Source organism: Bifidobacterium margollesii (genome assembly GCF_002860355.1).
GTDB lineage: Bacteria > Actinomycetota > Actinomycetes > Actinomycetales > Bifidobacteriaceae > Galliscardovia > Galliscardovia margollesii.
In genome coordinates this window covers 1-21189 of record NZ_NMWU01000001.1, presented here as the reverse complement: position 1 = coordinate 21189, position 21189 = coordinate 1, and the positions used below count along the sequence as shown (strand labels likewise).

At 58.3% G+C, this 21189-nt stretch carries 17 protein-coding genes; 4 read left to right on the top strand and 13 right to left on the bottom strand.

Features of this window, described 5'->3' with window-relative positions:
- Positions 1-23: 23 nt before the first annotated feature.
- From Uis1B_RS00085 to alsE, 8 genes are all read right to left on the bottom strand, one after another.
- Positions 24-1076, bottom strand: coding sequence for an alpha/beta fold hydrolase (locus Uis1B_RS00085; protein ID WP_101614369.1), 1053 nt, complete (start codon positions 1074-1076; stop codon positions 24-26).
- A gap of 111 nt (positions 1077-1187) precedes the next feature.
- The gene (locus Uis1B_RS00080; protein ID WP_101614367.1) at positions 1188-3401 is read right to left on the bottom strand and encodes a YhgE/Pip domain-containing protein; all 2214 of its coding nucleotides are present in this window, start codon (positions 3399-3401) and stop codon (positions 1188-1190) included.
- Positions 3398-6112 carry a YhgE/Pip domain-containing protein gene (locus Uis1B_RS00075; protein ID WP_101614365.1) on the bottom strand — a complete coding sequence of 905 codons (2715 nt, stop codon included), beginning with the start codon at positions 6110-6112 and terminating at the stop codon, positions 3398-3400. The genes Uis1B_RS00080 and Uis1B_RS00075 overlap by 4 nt, the downstream gene beginning before the upstream one ends.
- Before the next feature lie 506 nt (positions 6113-6618).
- A complete protein-coding gene (locus tag Uis1B_RS00070) occupies positions 6619-7944 on the bottom strand; it encodes an ATP-binding protein (protein WP_101614363.1) in 1326 nt (441 codons plus the stop codon).
- A gap of 161 nt (positions 7945-8105) precedes the next feature.
- The gene (locus Uis1B_RS00065; RefSeq protein WP_101614361.1) at positions 8106-9491 is read right to left on the bottom strand and encodes a sugar porter family MFS transporter; all 1386 of its coding nucleotides are present in this window, start codon (positions 9489-9491) and stop codon (positions 8106-8108) included.
- Positions 9492-9560: 69 nt separating this feature from the next.
- Positions 9561-10538 (bottom strand): nucleoside hydrolase, encoded by a 978-nt coding sequence (locus Uis1B_RS00060; RefSeq protein WP_207763344.1) that lies wholly within the window; start codon positions 10536-10538, stop codon positions 9561-9563.
- Between the two features lie 91 nt (positions 10539-10629).
- On the bottom strand, positions 10630-11580 hold the full coding sequence (alsK, locus tag Uis1B_RS00055; protein ID WP_243390177.1) for an allose kinase: 951 nt from the start codon (positions 11578-11580) through the stop codon (positions 10630-10632).
- The gene (gene alsE / locus Uis1B_RS00050) at positions 11573-12277 is read right to left on the bottom strand and encodes a D-allulose 6-phosphate 3-epimerase (protein WP_165782642.1); all 705 of its coding nucleotides are present in this window, start codon (positions 12275-12277) and stop codon (positions 11573-11575) included. Before alsE ends, alsK begins: the two co-directional genes overlap by 8 nt.
- A gap of 183 nt (positions 12278-12460) precedes the next feature.
- On the opposite strand from alsE, the gene Uis1B_RS00045 reads away from it, so the two are divergent.
- Complete coding sequence (locus Uis1B_RS00045; protein ID WP_101614355.1) at positions 12461-13684, top strand: ROK family protein; 1224 nt, start codon at positions 12461-12463, stop codon at positions 13682-13684.
- On the opposite strand, the gene Uis1B_RS00040 is transcribed toward Uis1B_RS00045, so the two are convergent.
- Positions 13681-14676: a LacI family DNA-binding transcriptional regulator gene (locus Uis1B_RS00040; RefSeq protein WP_101614353.1), complete on the bottom strand. Its 996-nt coding sequence runs from the start codon at positions 14674-14676 to the stop codon at positions 13681-13683. The genes Uis1B_RS00045 and Uis1B_RS00040 overlap by 4 nt on opposite strands.
- A 174-nt stretch (positions 14677-14850) precedes the next feature.
- Between Uis1B_RS00040 and Uis1B_RS00035 the strand changes: the two genes are divergently transcribed.
- Both Uis1B_RS00035 and Uis1B_RS00030 read left to right on the top strand, forming a co-directional pair.
- Positions 14851-16116, top strand: coding sequence for an MFS transporter (locus tag Uis1B_RS00035; protein ID WP_101614352.1), 1266 nt, complete (start codon positions 14851-14853; stop codon positions 16114-16116).
- 63 nt (positions 16117-16179) lie between these two features.
- Positions 16180-17031 carry an alpha/beta fold hydrolase gene (locus Uis1B_RS00030; protein WP_101614350.1) on the top strand — a complete coding sequence of 284 codons (852 nt, stop codon included), beginning with the start codon at positions 16180-16182 and terminating at the stop codon, positions 17029-17031.
- A gap of 103 nt (positions 17032-17134) precedes the next feature.
- Here Uis1B_RS00030 and Uis1B_RS00025 read toward each other — a convergent pair whose 3' ends face one another.
- The 4 genes from Uis1B_RS00025 to Uis1B_RS00010 all read right to left on the bottom strand — a co-directional run bounded on the left by Uis1B_RS00025 (position 17135) and on the right by Uis1B_RS00010 (position 20686).
- Positions 17135-17998: an L-ribulose-5-phosphate 3-epimerase gene (locus tag Uis1B_RS00025; RefSeq protein ID WP_207763343.1), complete on the bottom strand. Its 864-nt coding sequence runs from the start codon at positions 17996-17998 to the stop codon at positions 17135-17137.
- Positions 17999-18119: 121 nt separating this feature from the next.
- Positions 18120-19079, bottom strand: a complete 960-nt coding sequence (locus Uis1B_RS00020) for a sugar kinase (RefSeq protein WP_101614348.1) — start codon at positions 19077-19079, stop codon at positions 18120-18122.
- 30 nt (positions 19080-19109) lie between these two features.
- Positions 19110-19757, bottom strand: a complete 648-nt coding sequence (locus Uis1B_RS00015; RefSeq protein ID WP_101614346.1) for an orotidine 5'-phosphate decarboxylase / HUMPS family protein — start codon at positions 19755-19757, stop codon at positions 19110-19112.
- A complete protein-coding gene (locus tag Uis1B_RS00010; protein ID WP_101614343.1) occupies positions 19754-20686 on the bottom strand; it encodes a phosphotriesterase family protein in 933 nt (310 codons plus the stop codon). The genes Uis1B_RS00015 and Uis1B_RS00010 overlap by 4 nt, the downstream gene beginning before the upstream one ends.
- Positions 20687-20909: 223 nt before the next feature.
- Between Uis1B_RS00010 and Uis1B_RS11785 the strand changes: the two genes are divergently transcribed.
- On the top strand, positions 20910-21189 hold a 280-nt coding region (locus tag Uis1B_RS11785; RefSeq protein ID WP_133124770.1), incomplete at its 3' end, for a MarR family transcriptional regulator.

The following is a 21189-nucleotide window of genomic DNA, read 5'->3' as shown; positions in this document are numbered from 1 at the left end:
AATTCGCAGGGCATCCGAAGCGCCTATTCCTCGATGATGGGCGTGCGGAGGAATTCGAGGATCCGACCGATGTACTGCTCCATCACCGCGTTGCGCTCGGTGGTCATCTCGTGGTGCGACCCGGCCAGCCGCACGAGCGTCGCCGGGCATCCGCCCTCCTGCACCTGCCGGACGAACCGATCCTGCGGTCCGAGCAGCACATACCGGTCGCTTTCGGCCTGAAACACCAGAATCGGGGTTTCGATCCGTTCGCAGGCCTCGCGTTTCAGCAGTGCCCGACTCATGCGCAAACCCTGATTCACCCAGCCGAACGTGGCCGCATTGGTGTGGTATTCCACATGCTGCAACCGCAGCTCATGCACCCAGCGGGCGCGCTCCAGGCTCAGTCCCTCATGGAAATCGGCGTCGAACTCCTCGCTGAATCGCTGCTGCGTGGGAGCGATATGCCGACTGAGGCCGATCGCACACGCGGTTTCGGTCACCACGGGGGCGAACCACAGCGGCATGCCGGTTTTCGGGGCGATCATCGGCGCGGAAAGCACGGCCTTGTCGATCAGCGTCGGATGCTCCTGCAGCAGTGCCGCCGCCACGCCGCCGCCCATCGAATGCCCGTACAGATACAGTGGAGCATCCTTGGCATATCGTTTGCCGATCAGCGAACAGAACTTGGCCAGATCATCAACGTACCGGTGCCAGTCGTCGATCCACACCAGACTTTCGTCGTTCACGTCGTGCGGGGAGAATCCATGGCCGCGGTGTTCCAGAATGCAGACGCTGTATCCGTCGAGCAGCAGATACCAGGCCAGTTCCTCGAACCGCTCGGCGAATTCGGTGAAGCCGTGGGAAATCACCACCGCGCCGCGGAACTGACCGGTCGCACCGTGTTCGCGCAGCGTATCGAAGCGATCGGCGTCATAGCACACGTAGTGCAGCAGACCGGGGTGGCGCAGCTTCGTCAGCCGTTCGGCGCGAGACGGGGCGAGCCATCCTTCGTCACGGCATTCGGCCAGTGCGGGGCGCACCGTGGTCATCATCGTTTCGGCATACGTGGCTTCGTCGAGCAGCTTCACATCCATGCGATCGAGCCTACGCCACGCCGGGGTCAACCGCGTGGTCGACCGTGGGATCAGCCGTAGACCCAACCAGCCCGAGCAACCCGAGCAACCCGAGCAACCCGATCAGCCCGCTCACATCAGCTTGGTGCTTTCGAGGTTGCGGATGATCCAGTCGTTCAGCCGGATCACCGGCTTGCGCAACACCAGTCCGAGCAGCAGCGATGGCACGAGGAACAGCGCCAGAATCCCGAGTTCCACCCAGTATTCGTTGCCGTACGAGCCGGCGATGGCCGCATGCATGGCGGCGATGCCGTGCGGGAACAGCAGGAACGGGTACAGCGCCTTGAACGGTCCAGGCAGCACTTCCATCGGGAAGGTGCCTCCCGATCCGGCCACCTGCATCACCAGCAGCACCACGGCCATGGCCTTGCCGATGTCACCGAACGAAAGGGTGAGCGTATAGGTGATGTTCGAGAACACCACCGCAGCCACCAGGCACACCAGAATGAACTGCCATGCACTGCGCACCTGGATCTCCAGATAGTACAGATCGCCGAGACCCACCAGCAGTCCCTGGCACAGCGCGAGCAGCAGGAAGAACAGGTATCGGCCGAAATACTCCTCGTGCAACCGAAGGCCCGCATGGGCCGGCAGTGCACCCAGCTCGGCCTTGGCCCGGTCGGAAAGCTGCACCTTCATCATGGCCACCAGCACGATGGCCCCCACCCAGATCGACAGAATCGTGTAGAACGGGGCCATCGCCGAGCCATAGTTCTCGATGTGATACACCGATACGCGGTTGAGCGAGACCGGCGAGCTGAGCAGTGTGGCGAGCGAATCGGCGTCGGCGTTGGAGAACTGCCTGAGCTGGGCGAGCTCCTTCGGGGAGCCGCCGTTGTAGGCCGCGGTGAGTCGATTGCCCAGATCGTGCAAACGGTTCGCCGACGTGGTCATCTGCTTGGCGGAGTCGTTCAGCATCGTGCGGATGCGGGTGATCGAATCCGCCGATCCGCCGGCTACCCCGTCAAGCGAACGCATGGTGTTCTTCAGGCTTTCGGCCACGGTACGGGACTGTGCGCCCACGTCGGCGATGGAACCGGCCAGCGTGGTGAGTTTCGGTTTCAGACCGGATTCGTAGGTGTCACGAGCCTTGGTCACCGAGGATTTGGATTCGACGATCTGCCGTTTGAGATCGGACCGTTTGGCATTGACGTTCGCCGTGGTTCCAGTCAGGGTGTTCGCCGCGTCGCCGAGATCGCCGGCCAGTGTGCTTTGAGCGCGCTGCGCACGCTCGATCATGTCGATGCTGCGGCCGAGCGCGTCCTTCACCGCCGTGTCGTCGGTCTGCCGCTGCACCTGCTTGAGCGAATCGGCGAGCGAACCGTATGCGGCGGCGGAGTCCTTCACCTTGCCGGAAAGATCGCCCAATTGGGTGTTCGCCACGTTGGCCTGCCGGCCGATCGCATCGAAGGAGGAGTCGACCTCGCGGTTCACCGCGTCGTAGCTCCGCTCACTGTCGGCGAGCGCCGTGTTCAGCGTGTCCGCCGTGCCGGAGAGTGCGGCGTCGAGCGAATCGATGCCGGTTTTCGCCTGATCGAGGCTTTTCTTCGCGCCGTTCACGCCGTCGCCGGCGGTGGTGATCAGATTATCGGTGGAGCTGATCAGCTCGCCGGTCGATCCCAGCAGCGACGAGTATGCGGAGGTCTGATCCGCCGCGGTGTTCAGCTGGTCGGCCATCGATCCGATGTGTTTGGTGGCGTTGGCCACATACGACTGCATCTGATCGCTTTGCATGTATTGGAACAGGTTGCCCACCAGATCGAGTTCCACCTGCCCCACGGTTTTGGCGAAGGTGCTGTCGATCTGGGTGGTGATGGTGGTGGCGCCGGTGTCGGTGACGTGGGGGGCGATGGCGTTGGCCTTCTCGTTGGTGTAGTACAGCAGTTTCGCGTGCTTCACCTTGGGTGAGAACAGGGTCATCATGTCTGCGGAGAAGCTTTTCGGGATCACGATGGCCGCATAGTATTCGCCGGACCGCACGCCGTCGACGGCCCGATCCGACTTGACGAACTGCCAGTCAAGCTGATCGTTGGCACGCAGGGTGTTGGTCACGGTCTCCCCCACGTTGATCTTCACGGGGATCAGATCGGATTTGTAGCCTTCGTCGTCGCTGGCCACCGCCACCTTGAGTTCGGAGGTGTTGCTGTACGGATCCCAGCTGGCCGCGATGTTGAACCATGCGTACAGGGCCGGCACGACGACCAGGCCGATCACCACGATCACGCCGATCACGTTGCCGACGGCGTTGCGCACATCGCGGGCGAAGATGCGCCAGATGTTCCTCATCGGCGGTCACCGTCCTTCCCGGTATGTGAACTACCACCGTGCGAACCGCCGTCGTGCACACCGCTGCCGTGAGATCCACCCGTATGCGCACCGAAACGATGATGCCGGGTGAACCGTTCCACGATGGCGTCGCGGAAGTCCTCGGGCTTCATCACGCTCATGCCAAGCTGCCTGCCGGCGCTGTCGGCCATATACTCCACCACGATCAGATAGACGTCGATCAGGATGATCGATGTGATCCACGCGGTGAGCATGATGATCTTCGATTCGACGCTGAACATCAGCACCAGGAAGACCATCGGGATCACCACGATCGCCACCAGACCGGCGTTGATGAGCAGCGGATACCAGCGGAAGAACCGCTGCGCCTGATGGCGGATGCGCTGCCGGTATTCGGGCACGTCCATCAGCAGTTTGACCACGGAGACCAGCTTGAACCGTTCGTTGGTGAGGTTGTTCTTCTCGCACACCATCAGGTCGGTGGCACCCAGACGTCGGTCGAACAGCGCGTTGAGGTTGAGCAGATACTGCCGGGCCACGAGTCCGATGAACAGCGCCGCGATCAGGAACCACAGCAGGAACCGCAGATCGTTCCAATAGTGGCCGGAGTACATGCCGCCGATGGTTTCGCGCATCGCGTTGATGCCGTAGGTGAACGGCAGGAACGGGTAGAGCCGCTGGAAGAAGTCGGGCATCATCTCAATCGGATACATGCCGGACGATCCGGGGATCTGCATGATCACGAGGATCACCGCCACCGCCTTGCCGATGTGTTTGAACGCGGCGGCGAGCGCATAGATGATGTTCACGTAGACGAAGGAGATCCAGCAGCCGGCGAGCACGAACAGCAGGGGGTGGTCGCATTGGATGCCGATCACCAGATCGCCGACCGTGCAGATGATCGCCTGCATGAATCCGACGGTGATGAGCAGCAGCCACCGACCGAGATACCCTTGGATCGCGTTGAAATCATGCCCCCGCAGATCATCACGGTCGACTTCCAGTTTGAAGATGGCGATGAGCACGAATCCGCCGACCCATAGGGCCAGATTCGTGTAGAAGGGGGTGACTGCGGAACCGTAGTTGGCCACCGGGTACACGGTTTTCGTGGTGAGGTTCACCGGCGAGGCCATGAAGTCGCCCACGGCCTGGGCGTTCAGATCGACGTGTTCGGACAGTTCATTCCATATGCTGCCGGAGTCCAGCGCGGCCAGATCGGTGCGCGTGGTCTTCAGATTGCCCGATACGCTCCGCAGGGCGTTGGACGTCTGGCCGAGCGTGGTTTTGGTCTGGCCGAGCGTGGATTTCAGCTGCATCACCAGTCCGCGGCTTTGGCTGATGCTGGAATCGAGGCCGGCGAGCGTGCCGTCGAGGGTGCCGGTCATGGCCGAGAACGAGTCCATTCCGGCGAGCAGGGACGGCGTGATGGTCCGGTTCAGCCCGGTTCGCGTGGCGTTCAGTCCGGCGACGCCGCCGCTGGCTGCCGTATCGATCGCCTTGGCACCGCTGGTGGTGGCGTTGATGCCGTTGCCGGTGATCGAACTGGATTGTCTGCGGAAGGTGTCGAGGTTGGTTTGCGCCTGCTCGTTCGCATGGGTGAGCGTGTCGATCTGCGGCCGCACCTGCTCGGCGATCCGGTCTTTGACCGATTGGCTGATGTTCGCGCTGCCGTTCACCAGGTCAAGAGCGGATTGCAATGCGGAGATCGCCGCGGCGTTGTTGTCGATCACCTGCTGCTGGGCGTCGGCGGCCGAATCCACCCGGCTCTGCACGGTGTTGAGCCCGCCGATGATGCCGCCGGCCGCGGTGTTGGCGGAAACGGTGATGCCGCTGAGTTTGCCGGTGCCGTCGGCGAGCGCGGAGTCGAGCGTGCCGGTGAAGGCGAGCGATTCCTTGCGCGCTTCGCCGAGCGTATCGCCGGTGGCGGTCAGGGTTTTTCGGGTGGATGCGATCTGCTTGGAGAGCAGTTGGAGGGACCGGTCGGCGTCGTTCAATGTCGTGTCTGCGGCGTCGATGCTGCGACTCATCGCGTCGATGGCGTTGCGTGCCTTGTCGAGATCGCTCATCGCCTGGGTCACGCTGCCGATCAGCTGGTCCTGCGTCTTGTCGACTTTGGTCTGGGCCTCCCCGGTTTCCTCCTTGATCTTGCTGACCACGGTGGAGGAGACGGTGGAGACGAACGTCTGGTTGATCTGCTGGTCGATCGTGGTGGCGCCGGTGTCGGTGATCTTCGGCGCGATCGCATTGCGTTTTTCGTTGACGTAGTAGTCGATCTGCGGCCGTCTGGTTACGTTGGTGTTGCCGCCGTCCGCGCTGGTGTCGGCGGAGACCGAGGTGACCGTGCCGATGAGTTTGGCGCTGAAATCCTTCGGGATCACGATGGCGGCATAGTATTCGCCGCTGTTCACGCCGCGCATGGCGTCGCTTTCGTCGACGAACCGCCAGCCGAGTTCATGGTTCGTTTTAAGCTGACTGACCACCTGCCCACCGGCGTCGAGATGTCCGACGAGATCGTTGTCGGCGCCGGCATCCTGATTCACCACGGCCACCTGGATGCTGCCGGTGTTGGAGTACGGGTCCCAGTTGGCCACGATGTTGAACCATGCGTAGAGGGATGGAATAAGCGCCACGCCGAGCGTGATGACCACGGCCACAGGGTTTTTCAACAGACGCAGCACATCTCGCGCAAAGATACGCCACACCATCCGCATGTCGCCACCTCCCGGATGTAATCCCCGCAGTCAGTATAGTGATGCGGCCGGGAGGCGGACGCGGGTTCTCTCGGTTTTCACCGGAATCGGGCCATTCCTTCAACAGCCCGACGCCACGCTGTCGGGTAGTGGGAAGGTGGTCGGCGGATCCGGTTCACGCTTGCCTTCCCCTCAGAGGGGAAGGTGGCCGGCGATAGCCGGTTGGATGAGGGGATGAGACGATGCGTCGACGATGCGACGCCACGATGGACTACGATGCAAAACCCATAATTTGCACGCTAATCCTACGAAATCCGATACCGGCGATTGCAACATCCTTGCAATCATGCGGTTTTACGGGTTCTTCGATTCCTGCCGCGGTGGATTAGTGCGCATTACACGCAAAACCCGCCTTAGTCCATCACCGCCTTAGCCCACCATGTCGCTCACGCCCCTCGTCAGCCGGACAACGCTGACGTCTTTCCCACCTGGGAATCCCGGGATCTCCCATCCAAATGATTATGCGGTCAGAGCGACCTCGGGGTGATGCAGAAGGCGGCATACAGCGGAACACTGAACATACCCTGGTCGAAACCGAAATTCTTGGCGGAAATACGTATGGCATAGGGGGCATCCGCTTTTGCCATGAATTTACCGAGACTGGTGGCACGCACGTTGCTCCCGGATTTCACCTCGATGGGAACCACACGCCCCATGTCGGTTTGGGCAATGAATTCGATCTCGTACTGCCTCCCCTCACCGGAAGTCCAGTAATAGGTGGGCACATGGTTAGCGGACAGCGCCTGCATCACATAGTTTTCGGTTAAGGCACCACGAAATCTAGGGGAGAGCTGAATCCTCATCTCGTCGGATAGCCAAGCGCTGGCATTGAGCGCGTACCGGCTGAACAACAAACCGGTATCAGCCATGTACACCTTGAAAAACGAACCGCCGCCGCGCGCTTCCAGTGGCGCGCTAGTATCGTTGGTCTGTTCGTTGAGCGTGATCAACCCCGCAGACTCCAGCCATGCCAGAGGAAGCCGATACTGACGTTCCCGACCGCCTTTCCTCACATCCGCATATTTGAACTTGCGCGTGGTCTCGCGTGCCAGCTGCTTAGGAATGCTTTGCCATACGGCCTGCGTGGCGACCACGGTCTCCTCGGGAGCATACAGCGCAATATCAGCCGTATAGGTCCCGTCGATATCCACCTGAGCGGTTTTGACGGCATTGAGATCGGCCGCGGAGCAATATGTATTCACCACCGCCGGAAGTCCACCGGTAACCACATAGCGGCGGTACTGCTCCATTGCCATATCATGCAGACCGAACGCCTCCTTCGAGTCGAAATGGCCCCGAATCGCCTCGGCAAGCGGCTTATTACCCGTAGCCCACAGCCACTCCTCAAAATCCAGGGGGTGGAGGGTAACCTGATGCACATCGCTGGGGAACGGCAACGTGCGATTACGCAAAGTGACCCCGAGTTGGGAGCCGGATGCGATTACCCTATACCCGCTGGACGCGAAGAAGCGCAAGGAATTCAAGGCCTGCTCACATAGCTGAATTTCATCAAAAGCAATTAGCGTTGAACCTCGTCGAATCGACTTTCCTAGGTATGCGGACAAATCCGCGACGATGCCATCAATATTCGCGGTGTTGCCGAACAGCGCCGAAAGACGCGCAAGATCGGTTTGAAAATCGAAATACGCAAAATCCCCGTCACCAAATCTTCTGGCACCCAATTGTTTGATGCTGTAGGTCTTGCCTACCCGCCGCGCTCCACGAAGCAGCAATGGAGATGATGGCTCGTCATCCGCCCAGACATCCAGCACCTTATCGATTTTGCGTTTCATAATACCCTCAGGAAAACCTCGTGACACTTTTTTATGTAAAAAAGTGTATCTCCATGCCACTTTTTTACGCAAAAAAGTGGCATACCCTCCTCCCGCCACAACAAAGTGGCCACGGTCTGCGGACCATGGCCACTTTGTTGCAGAAAGCGAAACGACTTATGTCAGTTCAGTTCAAGCTCCAACTGTTCCAACGGCTTCTGCTTGGTTTCCGGCACGAGCGCATAGCTGAAGAAGAACGCCAGAACCGAGAACACCGCAAGGCCGCCGAAGGTGACAGTGGAACCGTACAGATCCACAAGGATCGGGAAGAGCTGCGCCACCAGGAAGGTGAACACCCACTGCGAGAGCGTCTGCGCCGACTGACCGAGGCCACGAATGCGCGTCGGGTACATTTCACCGGGCAGCACATAGGAGACGGTGCCGAAGCTCACGCCCCAGACGATCACGTAGGCCAGCAACAGCGCAATCAGCGCGGGCCCGTTCGGATGGTCCATGGTGAACAGCCACGCGATGGCACCCAGAAGCACGGCCATGGCCACAGAGCCGACCAGCAACAGCGTACGACGACCGGCTTTGTCGATGATCCACACTGACAGTAGCGTTCCGACCACGAGAGCGCCTCCGACAAGAACCGTACTTTGCACTGCGGCGCTGGCGCCGAATCCGGCGGTCTTGAAGATCTCGGGAGCGTAATAGAACACCGCAGTGATGCCGGTGAGCTGCATGAAGAAGCTCACACCCATCACAATCAGCAGACGCTTGCGCATCTTCGGAGCCCAGATTTCGGAGATCTTCGGCTTTTCCTCGGAAGAAGCCACCACATTGATACGCTTGAGTTCGGCCTCAATAGCCTCAGGATCGGAAACCATACGACCAATGGAGGTGCGGGCCTCGTCCACACGCCCCTGCTGCACGAGCCAGCGCGGGCTTTCAGGGATGAACTTCAAGCATGCGATCAGGATCACCGCGGGAATCACTCCGATGATGAAGATGGTTCGCCAACTGTACTGGATATTCCATTCTTCGGCATGGGTGCTGATGACCAGTGCGCTTACGGAGAAGATCACCAGATTGCCGATGCAGTTGAATAACTGATTGAACGACACCAGTCGCCCTCGAATGTTGGCCGGAGCTATCTCGCTGATGTACAGCGGAGCTACGGTGGTTTCCAGACCGATACCGAAGCCGACAAGCATACGCGCCGCAATCAGGATCTCCACGTTCGGGGCCACGGCCTCGCCGGCCGCACCGATAATGAACAGTGCAGCCACCACGACCAGAACTTTCTTGCGTCCGAAGAGGTCGGAGAGGCGGCCGGCAAATACCACACCGATGATGCAGCCGATCGTAATGCAAGATGTGACCCAGCCCATACTGGCGGCACTTAGCGAGAACTTCTGCGTCAGGTAGCCGATGGAACTGGAAATACTGCCGTTATCGAAGCCGAACAGGAATCCACCGATGGATGTGATGAATGCGATCAACGCAGCGGAGCCCGAAGTCTTCGCCGTCTTCGTCCCGCTTGGAGAGACATTGGTCCTACTCATGATTCATGGCCTTTCAGGAATTGACAAATGATATTGGAGGGATTTCGGAACGAATGGATGGAAAACGACCTACAGGGTTTCAATGACGCGCACAATCTCATCGACCGACGACGTGCCATCGACATCGGTCATCACTCGCATGTTCGGCTTGGCGCCCCGAATAGGTACCGTCTGACCGAGTGTGTATTCGCCCTTGGTCTCCACTCGCACGGCCATGTCCTCCCACGTTCCAACGGTCGGATCAGCCACTGCGAGCACAGCCAGTGGATCGTAGAGCACGCAGCCATGCCCCCAGTCGAACATGGGTTTCTCCATGTAGGTGGCACAGATCTGCGCGAACAGTTCGGCGCTGGGAGAGGCAGAGGCATCGATTTGTTCAATGGTCTCTTCCCGAAGGATTTGACCGGTCGCCGGATTAGTGACATCGAGACTGACCATTCGCATGGGAATGCCGGAATTAAACACCACATTGGCAGCGATCGGGTCGAAGTAGATGTTGCATTCCGCAACAGGAGTCACGTTGCCACGACCGAATTCAGCGTTGATGCCAAGTCCGCCTCCCATGAAGACGATTTCGGCTATGTCGTCTTTGATCTCCGGGCACATCAACAACGCGGCGGCCACATTAGTCTGCGGCCCGATGGCGACAATGGTGACCTCTCCCGGATTGGCCTTCACGGTATCGATGATGAGCTGCGGAGCCGATACGCTCAGTTCGCGTTCGGAAAGCTCCGGAAGATCCACTCGTCCCAAGCGACCTCGATCACCCCGATACGCTTCCTGCAGTTCGTCGGCGAGAGTCCCACTCAGTGGCAGCGGCAGTCCCTGCGCCACCGGAATGTCCGTGCGACTCGCGGTATCAAGCACCTTACGGGCACCGCGTGCCGTAATCCACGGCGGGCAATTGCCGAAAGTACTGGTCACGGCCAAAAGATCCAGTCTGGGATCGGCGAGCGCAAACAGTAGGGCGATCGGATCATCGGCATCCGTGCCGGGAATACCGACACCGGGATCGGTGTCGATGATGATTTTCGTTGCAGACATCATTGTCTCCTTTTCTTTTTCTCTGTAGTTGTTTGTGATAGTTCGTCTTCAATCGATTTCTGCGTACTTCCTATGAACCGTTCACAGGAAACAGCTAACTGACCAACACCTTCGAATCCTGTGTGTTCAGCGCTTCGAAGGCGCACAATGCCGATCCGAGTACTCCATCGTAGGGCCCCTGTTCCAGATAAGTGAGATGCAGATCCGCTTCGGGAACCGGCTTTCGGGCCATCCGACGGATCTTCTCCTCCAGTCGACGCTTTGGGAATCCGGACATCTGCGGCACACCGCCACCCACCAGAATCGCGGTGGGATCAAGCATGTTGATGGCCGTGGAGAAACCAATCGCCAGATATTCCAGCCATTCATCGATGAATGGCTCGTCTGTGTGATCGACGAATACGGCTTCGATCGGCTCATCAGGACCGTATCGTTCACGCAGACTCGCCACCAGAGCGTTGCCTGCGGTCTTGGTCTCGATGCAACCTTCGTTTCCGCAGCCGCAACGCAATCCGGTTCGCCCGGGGATATGGCCAAGCTCACCGGCCACGCCGTGTTTGCCGACTAGGATTCTACCGTCGAAGGCGAGGGAGAATCCCATGCCCGTACCCACGTAGCAACCAAGCCACACGCCTTTCGGAGGCAAATGCAATCGATGCGCATCATAATGCAGCAGCATATTGACGTCTCGGTCGATGAATACTGGCACGCCGAACCGATTCAGCCCAGCGACTACATCAATGTTCTGCAGTCCTTCGATAAAGGTCGTGCGAATCACCTTTCGTCGGGTTTCATCGACCATGGATGGGAAGCCGATCGCGATGGCTCGAAGATGATATCGACCGACCACGGATTGCGAAATAAACGACTGCAGCATATCGGCGAGACTGCGCATCGGGTCGCTGCCGCCCAGCGTCTGCTGGGTCCCAACGATGTAGGAGTCCAGAAGATCGCCGTGTTCATCAACCAGCCCCACCCGAAGATTGGTGCCGCCGACGTCGATGCCGATTACCACGGATTCCTGAAAGTCAAGCAGCTCAGTCACGGCACACCTTCTCACCGGCCGGCTCGCCTACCGCCCGTTCGTAATTGTCGAGCATCTTGCCCCAAGCGACATCAAGATCGTCGGAGAGGCTGAACAGCCCGGCATTACCCAGAATCAGTGTGTCTGCACCGGAAGCGTGGGCCTTGGCGAACGTACCTTCGAAGCAGTGTCCATCGATCTGAATCTCATAATCGAGACCATGCTCTTGCCGGTATTCCACCGCCTCTCGGATCTTGTCGAGCACTTCGTCGATGAACGGCTGACCAGCGAATCCGACGTCCACGGTCATGAACGTGAGCAGATCAACTCGTGGCAACACCATCTTCACGTCTTCGAAGGGCGTCATGGGATTCACCACCAGACCGGTACCACAACCGAGTTCACGAATCCGGTTCATCGTGCGGAAGGCATTGGCGTGCAATGTTTCGATGTGCGGAGAGATGACGTCCGCACCGGCTTCGGCCAGTGGTTCCAGCCATCGTCCGGGATCCTCGGCCATCAGATGCACTTCGTTGCGCACGGTGCTGTAGGGAGTAAGCGCTTTGATCCAATCCGGACTCAATGCCAGATTGGGGGCGAAATGCCCGTCCATGACGTCGAAGTGGTAGGAGTCCGCATATCGGTTCAGTACGGTGATCTGCCGTGCGGCGTTGGCGAAGTCCATGCACATCAACGAAACGGCGAATTTGGTGCCCATCATCATTCCTTTCCGTCGTTGGCAACTTTTCCCAGGTCCCTGATGCCTAGCACTTTAGGAACCCGAAAACCACGGCTCAATGTCATATTTATGTCTGTTTTCAGCATTAACGTGTCATAATTTGTCCCAATAAAACGCGTTATCGTGAAGAGTGACCGTTTTTGACCCGAAGGATTCATTTATATGAACAGCGTGTCCGCACTGCCGAAACTACGACTGATGGGGATCTCCCCGTCGGCATCTCGGAGCGCGGCCATTCAGTCCGATCTCTGTCTGCTCATCGCCTCTGGCAAGGCGCCTAGCAAAGCCGCATTAGGCCGTGAAACCGGTCTGCCTCGAACAACCATTTCCTCATACATCAGCATGCTGATGAACAAGGGGATTCTGGCCAGTTCTGGTGTCATTGCCGTAGACCGGGGCAGACCGGCGGAAAAGCTGATGATCAATCGACAGCTTGGGCTTCTGCTGATTGCCGATCTTGGCGCACGCCATGCGAATCTCGCCATAGCCGATCTCAATATGAACCTGTTGGATCATGAACGGCTTCCACTTGACGTTTCCGCCTTCGAACCGCGGGAATTCCTGACTACCGTATGTGACCGGCTATGGGAGATGGCTTCAGAATCCGCCCCCGAGCTCCCACTGAGGCATTGCGTGCTCTGCATTCCCGCGCGCATCGACAGCAGTACTCACGAACCGTTCCGACCTCCCATCATGCGCGGCTGGGATATGTTCAATGTCTCGCAGTTCATCACCGATCAACTTGGCTGCCCGGTCACCATCGAAAACGATGTGAATCTGCGTGCATTGGGAGAGGCCGCCGCACTTGAGGAGAATCATCTGCCTCTGATCGCAGTCAAGATTGCCACCGGAGTAGGCGGCGGCATCATCGATGAATCAGGCCGCGTCTTCCATGGTTTTGACGGTTCGGCCGGCGAAATCGGTCACACCTGCTTCGATCCGACATCCACCCGTCGTTGCGCCTGCGGCAAGTCCGGATGTCTGGAAGCCTCGGTGAGCGTACCGGCAATGTTGGAGACCTATCGTCAGCATTCCGGCGATACAGCTCCGCAGTCAGTGGAAGACCTTATTGATCTCCTGCGGGCAGGCGATGAGACAGCACAACAAGTGGTTTCCGAAGCCGGAGAGCGGATAGGGCAGGCGATCGCATTCCTATGCAACGTACTCAACCCGAGACGAGTCATCGTTACCGGATTGATCGTGGAGGAGAGCGACGAGATGCTTACCGAGATCCGCACCAGCGTCTACAAACTGGCTCGTCCGCTTTCCACTCGCAATCTTTCGGTCAAACGCGGCACCCTGCGGTCAATGGCGGGAGTCGCCGGAGGTATCGTGCTCGGAACCCAGCGGGCGCTGTCTCCCGAATTGCTGTTCGAATCCGACTAAGCGGATTCACGCCGGACGACCCAGAGTCTGATTCCGAGCTCCGGATTGACGTCCGCGGTCCGACCTTCATAGGCGGCGATGATCTGAGGCGTGTACACGTCGGCGAAATTGTTTTCGTAGTTTACACTGGTCAATGCCGGAGTGAGGTACTGCCCAAGGTATAGATCGTCGACACCGATCACGCGCAACCGATCCGGGACGCCGACGCCGACCGATTTCGCTGCATCAAGTAGGGCGGCCGCGTAATCATCATTGAATGTGCATACCGCCTCCACATTCAGATCACGAATGCGTTTCACAAATGTCTGCATTGCGGTGTCGCTCAGGTCTACTGAGTCATAAGCAGCCAGTCTCAATCCAGCCCTTTCGACCATTTCCCGAACGCCACTCAGCCGATCGGCTGAAATGTCGGAACCGAGACGATCCGATGTGCCCAGATAGGCGATGCGCGTCACCCCGTTTTCCAGCAGGTATTTCGCCTGCGTCGCCCCCACACTACGCTGGAATCGCCCCCATGGAGTGACGGAGTCGTTGCCCGAACGGGACATGTACACTTCGGCCACCGGGATGTTCAACCGGTCAAGCAGCCGCAGATCACTTGGAGATAAATCGAAGAACGGCACCACCACACCCGGGTTCAATTCGGAGAGTAATTGACGCAAAGGCGTGGTCGATCCAGCGGATCGCGAGAACACACAGGCGAAGCCCTTTTCATCCAGCATCCGGCTCAGCCCACCCCAGAGTTCGTCCGCGCGTCCGGAAGGCATCCAACCCGGAGTCAGGCACAATACGATACGGCTTTGACCACGCCTAAGCTGCCGAGCCACAGCGGAGGGCACGAATCCCAATTCATCGGCGGCATCTAGCACTCTGCGCCTCGTTTTTTCAGGGATGGAGTTATCCCGTCCGTTCATCACCAAACTGACGGTGGTACGGGAGACTCCGGCCAGATCGGCCACATCTTGGCTTTTGATCTTCTTACCGTTCGCCATGCATCCCTTTCCGTCAGAAGATTCGCCTTCATTGACAAAATCTCAAACCAGTATAGAATTACTGACTAACACGATTTACTAACTCGATTCAGTAGCTCAACCCAAAACGGAGCGAAGAACCACGACTTAATCAATCGTGCGCGCATTCGGTTTCACTGACCAAAGGAGATCATCATGACCGAAACCACATCAGCAAAGGGCGTCAACCAACGCCAGCCAAGTGTCATTCGCATCCTGACACTGCTGCTCCCCTCGATCATCGCTCTGTACGGCGTATATCAGGCCATCAACCAAGTGCTACTACCCGCACAAATCACGGCCATTGACCCGACCAACAAGGTGCACGACACCGCCATGGCCTCACTGGTCGAATCGGTGATCGGCACGATCATCCTACCCATCGGCGCAGCGATCTCCGACCGCACACGCACTCGCATCGGCCGACGCGCACCATGGCTGCTGTTCTCCGCCATCGGTACTGCCATCGCATGCGTGGTGATGGGACTCGTCAACACCATCCCTCTGGTTATTCTCATGGCGGGTGTCGTATGGTTCTTCGCCAATTGGTATCAGGGAGTGATCTACGCCGTCATTCCCGACCGCATCCCCGAGGAGCATCGCGGCGTGGCCTCGTCGGTCACTGGTCTGGGCCTGCCATTCGGCATCCTGATCTTCGTCAACATCGCCTCGCGCACCAGCCAACTCGGCGGATATGCCATCATCGGCGCATTCATCGTCATCATCACACTGCTGTTCTGCATTCTTGCGCCGGACGCCCCGTCGCTCGATATGCCCCGACCGCAAACGTCGAAGCGTCGAGATCTCTCCATCGACGGCATCGGACGGTTCTTCTCCGCCTTCCTGCATCACGACTTCACGATGGCGTTCCTTTCCCGGTTCTCCTTCTTCTTTGCATTCTTCGGCATCTCGAACTTCACGTACTTCATTCTCAGCGACTTCGTCGGCACCCAGAATGTACCTGGCGGAAACGTCGCGGCCGGCGTGGCCACGATGTCGACCATCTCCACGGTGTCGCAGATCGCCGCGATCATCATCTTCGGCAAGGTGGCCGATATGCTCAACCGCCGCAAACTAGTGGTGGCGCTGTCGTCCATCGTCTACATGATCGCCTTCATCATTCCGTTGGTGTCGCCCAGCTGGCCCGCCATTCTCGTGTTCGCCGGCGTCAGCGGCGCAGCCTCCGGCGTTTACTTCGCCGTCGACATCGCCGTGATGTCGCTGGTTCTGCCAAGCAAGCAAGATGAAGGCCGTGATCTCGGCATCCTCGCCATCGCTACGTCGGTTCCGGCCGCAGTCGCGCCTCTGTTCGCATCCACGCTGATCAACGCCACTGGCACGTATGCCTCGGTCTTCATCTTCGGTATCGTCACGGCCCTGCTCGGCGGAGTGTTCGCCTTCCTCATCAAGGCCATCAAATAACCATTCCCGCATTCCACGCAACAGCCCCAAAACCAAAACACAAAAAGAAAGAAAGGTAACATTATGCCATACGCACACAACGGCGAGGTCTCTCTCTACTACGAAGAATACGGTCCTACCGACGGCCCCGCCCTGCTCATGATCGAAGGATATACCGCCCAACTCGTCGGTTGGGAGATGGGATTCGTCCGCAAGCTCAACGAAAAAGGCATCCGCACGATTCTCATGGACAACCGCGACGTCGGTCTTTCCAGCCAGCTTGGCACACCCGAACAGACCGGCAAAATGTATTCGCTAGCAGACATGGCCTCAGATGTCGCTGCAGTGGCCACGGCAGCCGGAGCCGAACGCTTCCACATCATGGGCGAATCGATGGGAGGTATGATCACTCAGCAGGTGCTTACCGATCACGCAGACCGAGTGAAGTCCGCCGTCATCATGTTCACGGTCCCGGGTTATGAGGCACAGTGGATGGCCACGCCGGAATCCGCGAATTCGGGATCCTCCGAAGGCCTTGACTATGCCGAAACCCGCGATGAGGCCATTGAGATCTTCGTCTCCCGCGAGCGTGCCTGCCATATCGGATCGAATTATGTGTTCAACGAGGATTGGGCGAGAGAATTGGGCGGCATCACCTATGATCGCTGCTACCGTCCGGACGGATGGCGTCGGCAGAACTCCGCCATTGCGGATTTCCGCATCGATCCGAACAAACTGGCGTCATTCGGCAAACCGACGGCAGTGATTCACGGCCGCCGAGATCCGTTCTTCAGTTCCAAGGCGGGCGAGTATATCGCCGACCTGCTCAACGGCGAGCTGCATCTCTACCCCGGCATGGCGCACGAAGTGCCCGAACCCCTGTGGGACGAGTTCGCCGGTATCATTGCCCGTACCGTCGAAGCCGGAGAGCGATGACAGACAACGGATAGCGATCAACGGATCGGTCGTGCACACGGAGCCTACGTGCTCCTGACTCACAGCCGATCCGTTTCGCAAAACCCGGAGATAGCGAAACAGTTCAATCCCACAACCCATAAGTCTTCAACTTGGTTTCGATGAACTCCTTCGCCACACGGCATTCATGCTCGGCGTCGACGTCCTCGTTCCACATCTCGATCATCATGCGACCTGACCATCGCTGAGTCTTTAGCTCCATAAACGCAGCGCCGAAATCCGCAATCCCTTGCCCAAACGGAACCTTCCTTGGCCTCCCCGGAAGCACATCCTTGACGTGAATCGCGGCGATATGCCCCTCAACGGCACGCAGATCGTCACGCACATCACGAAGATTGAACGCGGAATTTCCCACATCCGGATACGCCTGCAACCAAGGGGAATGAATCTCATCCAGAATCCTTCGCAGTTCCCGCAGATCGGTGACATCCTCCCCATCCACGTTCTCAATGCCCAGCATCACCCCTTGCCGTGCCGCGTATCGCACTCCGTCGCGCAAGTTGTCGAGAAACCGTTCTCTACATCCATGATCGTGAGGTTCGTAAAACGTATAGTAACCGGCCAGCTGCACCAGAGATGAACCGACGGCCTTGGCAAAATCGATAGATCGAAAGAGGATCTCCCGACCTTTCGCCGCCTTGACCGGGTCCGGAGAGCCAAGCGCATACCGACGGTGCGCCGAAAGACAGACTCCACCGATCATCACACCGTTACGCACCGCCTCACTGCCGATAGCGCGTACATCATCTGGCTCCATGAACAATCGGGACAGTCGCTCATCTCTTTCGTCGATGGAGATGTCCATGAAATCAAATCCCAACCTATTCACCTGAGCGAATCGTTCGCCCCAATCTTGTGTAGGCGTCAGAGCCTTTTCATAGATTCCCAACGATATCGAACGCATATCCATCTCCTTAATCACCATCATCGTCTTCTCCTCCGCGACGAGAAGAACGGCAAAGACCAAATGAGGTCGGGCATCGAAAAGAAGCACCCGACCTCGATAACCAATCACAAAACAATCAGAGGATCACAGGAGTCTCACGGCATCACCTCTCCAGCGAGGAATGCGGGTTCTTCACCAGCGAATCCAGTTCATCGACGGTAATGGTCACCTGCTCGCCGTAATGGCTCAATGCCAGACCAGCGACGTTGACGCCGTATTTCAGGCATGCCTCAGCATTGCCGTTCAACCAGGAATGCAGCACGCCCGCAGCCAGTCCATCGCCGGCGCCCAAGCGGTCGAGGATCTCCACCGGCGCGGCATCCTCGTGCATGCGCTTGCCGTCAATAAGGCCTTCAGCACCCTTGGCACCGTTGGACATTACGATCCACGAGGCCTGCGAGATCTCCCGAAGAGCCTCCAATCCCTCGTCCTCATCGGCAACGGACTTAACCAGCAGATTCACATCGTCGCGCTTGCAAAACAGGATGTCTGCCTGTTCGATAAACGGCCGTACCACCTTGGCGGCTTCCTCAACCTCCCACAGGTTATGCCGGTAGTTCACGTCGAACGCCACTGGCACGCCAGCATCATGGGCCTTCTCGTTGGCCACCTCCAGAACTCTCCGCACGGTAGGCGACAGCGGCAGCGTCAGTCCGGAAAGCAACAGCAGCCGGGTATCGAGAAGCGCATCCCAGTCGACATCATCTACCGTCATGTTGCAGAACGCGGTATTGGCGCGGTCAAACATCACCTTGGTGGGCAGCGGCGGCTTGGAATACTCCACATAATAGGTGCCGATTCGCGCACCAGGAACACGCTTGACATGGCTCAGGTCAACACCAAATCCCTTGTATTGGAACTCGACTCGGCGGCCCAACGCTGAGTCGGGAAGAGCGGAGAACCATGAGGTGTTCCAGTTCAGGCTTCCGAGCGCGCACAGCACGTTCGCTTCGGTACCGGCGATCTGAATGCCGAAGGTCCTAGCCCGCTGAATCCTGTGCCCCAACGGCGAGGAGAGCCTGATACCTCCCTCTCCGATGGACGTTACATCGTATGACACCATTGTCTTTTTCCTTACTACTCGTTGTTGCTTTTATGACATGGAATCCAGCACGTCACGGATCTCCCTGGCAACGGCGAGGGGATCAGCAGCCTTGGTGATCGCGCTGCCGACTACGGCGACGTCGAACGGGCATCCGTCGAACAGTCGCAGGGTCTCACGGTTCAATCCTCCGGCGAGGGTTACTTTGACCGACGTTCCGTCAACCAGCGAATGCAGACGCTGCAGCTGTTCCCGCACGGCCTTGTTCTCCGCTTCATCGCAACGATTGCGATGAACGATGAGCACCTGCACTCCAGCGTTGACGAATTCACGAATGTCTTCGTCGGCCCAACCCTCGTAGAGTTCCACTTCCACGCCGCCACCGAACTCATCGGCCACATTGCATGCGGATAGGACCACGCCAAGACCGCTTTCACCGACCACCGACACCCTATCAGCACCGGCTTCGAAGCACATCCGGGCGAATTTGCCACCGGCTCGCGCGATGCGGATATCGGTCAGTAGATCCTTGTCCGGGAAAACGGCTCGCAACTCGCGTGCCGATTCCAGACCTTTCGCCAGGCACAGCACCGTGCCGTCTTCGATGATATCCACCACATCGGCAGCCGCTGCCGCCGCCTTCAGGGCGACAGCGGTATCGTCAATGTCAAGTGCCAGCTGCAGTAGCTTCCCGCTCATTCCGGGTCTCGCATCTCGTAGAACTTCTGCGGATTGGCATACATGAAGTCATGCACCACCTGCTCGTCAAGACCTTCGTCGATCAGACGCGGCAGGAAAACATCCTTGATGTAGTTGAAACCGGGACCGAAGCCGTACACCTTGTGGTGGGAGCGGCGCCCCATGTCGTTGCACATCATCAGTTTGGAGGCATAACCCTCATCGACAAGGTGCTTCAGCAGATCGACTCGCATCGAGTCCGGATAGTATTTGGCCTTGCCGGGGCCGTCATAGATCAGCGAGCAGCCGGTCTCCAGCATTTTGCGGTGGTACCACAGATCGGGATTGCGATCGACGTGGGCCACGGCAAATCGGGAGGTGTCGAAGTCCTCCTCCTGCACAATTTTGAGGATCTCCAGACCCATCGTGCCGATGGTGGTATGGGCGTGAACCGAAACACCGGTCTTCTTGGCCGCACGGCAGGCCGCCCGAATCACCTTCTCCTCACCGGGTGTGATATGCAGATACGCTGTGCCGACCTTGATCCATCCGGCCTTGATGTCGGTGCCGTCCATTCCGACGGTGATGTCCTTCACCATTTCATCGATCACACGCTCGATGTCCCAGTCGCCAAGATCATCGGGCATGCCATGTTCCTGACAGATATAGCCCGTGCAGGCCACCACGTTTACGCCGGTGGCCTCGGAGGCATACTTCATGCCGACCGCATCGCGACCCCAAGTCTTCGGAGTGGCCTCGACCAGAGTGCCACCACCATCTGCCTTGTATTCGCGAAGCATCGCTACGGCCTTGGAGTAGGAATTCAGTAGGTGATCCTCCTCCACCTTGGAACCATGCCCCTGCGGACAGGTAAGGATATGCTCGTGCGGCATGGTATACCCCATGTCTTTGACGTCAATGTTTCCCAGCACTGTTTGTACGCGTCCCATGTACTACTCCTTTGTGAATATGTGAATTCTACTCTGCACATTTGTGCTATAAGAAGAGTATCGCCGATATGGTTATATGTCAATTTATTGATGCACAGATGTGCAAGACAATCGGCAATCCGCCTAATTCCGCCCGACTCGCCGCAAGGCAATCACACCGCCTTGGAATCCAAGTATCAGGGGGGGGGGCGAGTATTGACCGCCCGACGAGAAGGAGGACACCATGCCCGTCACCATCGAGGGCAAACCCCGAACAGCACGGCCAAAACCCGCGAAAACCAACGCATTCATACCAAACAGACAACCCGCCACTGATATACTTGCTCGAATGAAGAGCGCACAACTGAATCGTCTGTATTCCGTGGCGAAAATGTACTACGAGGATCACCTCAATCAGAATGAGATCGCCCGTAGGCTCGGTGTATCGCGCACTTCCATCTCCCGAATGCTTACCGACGCGCAAAAGCACGGCATTCTCACCATCACCGTCAATCCTCCGCTAC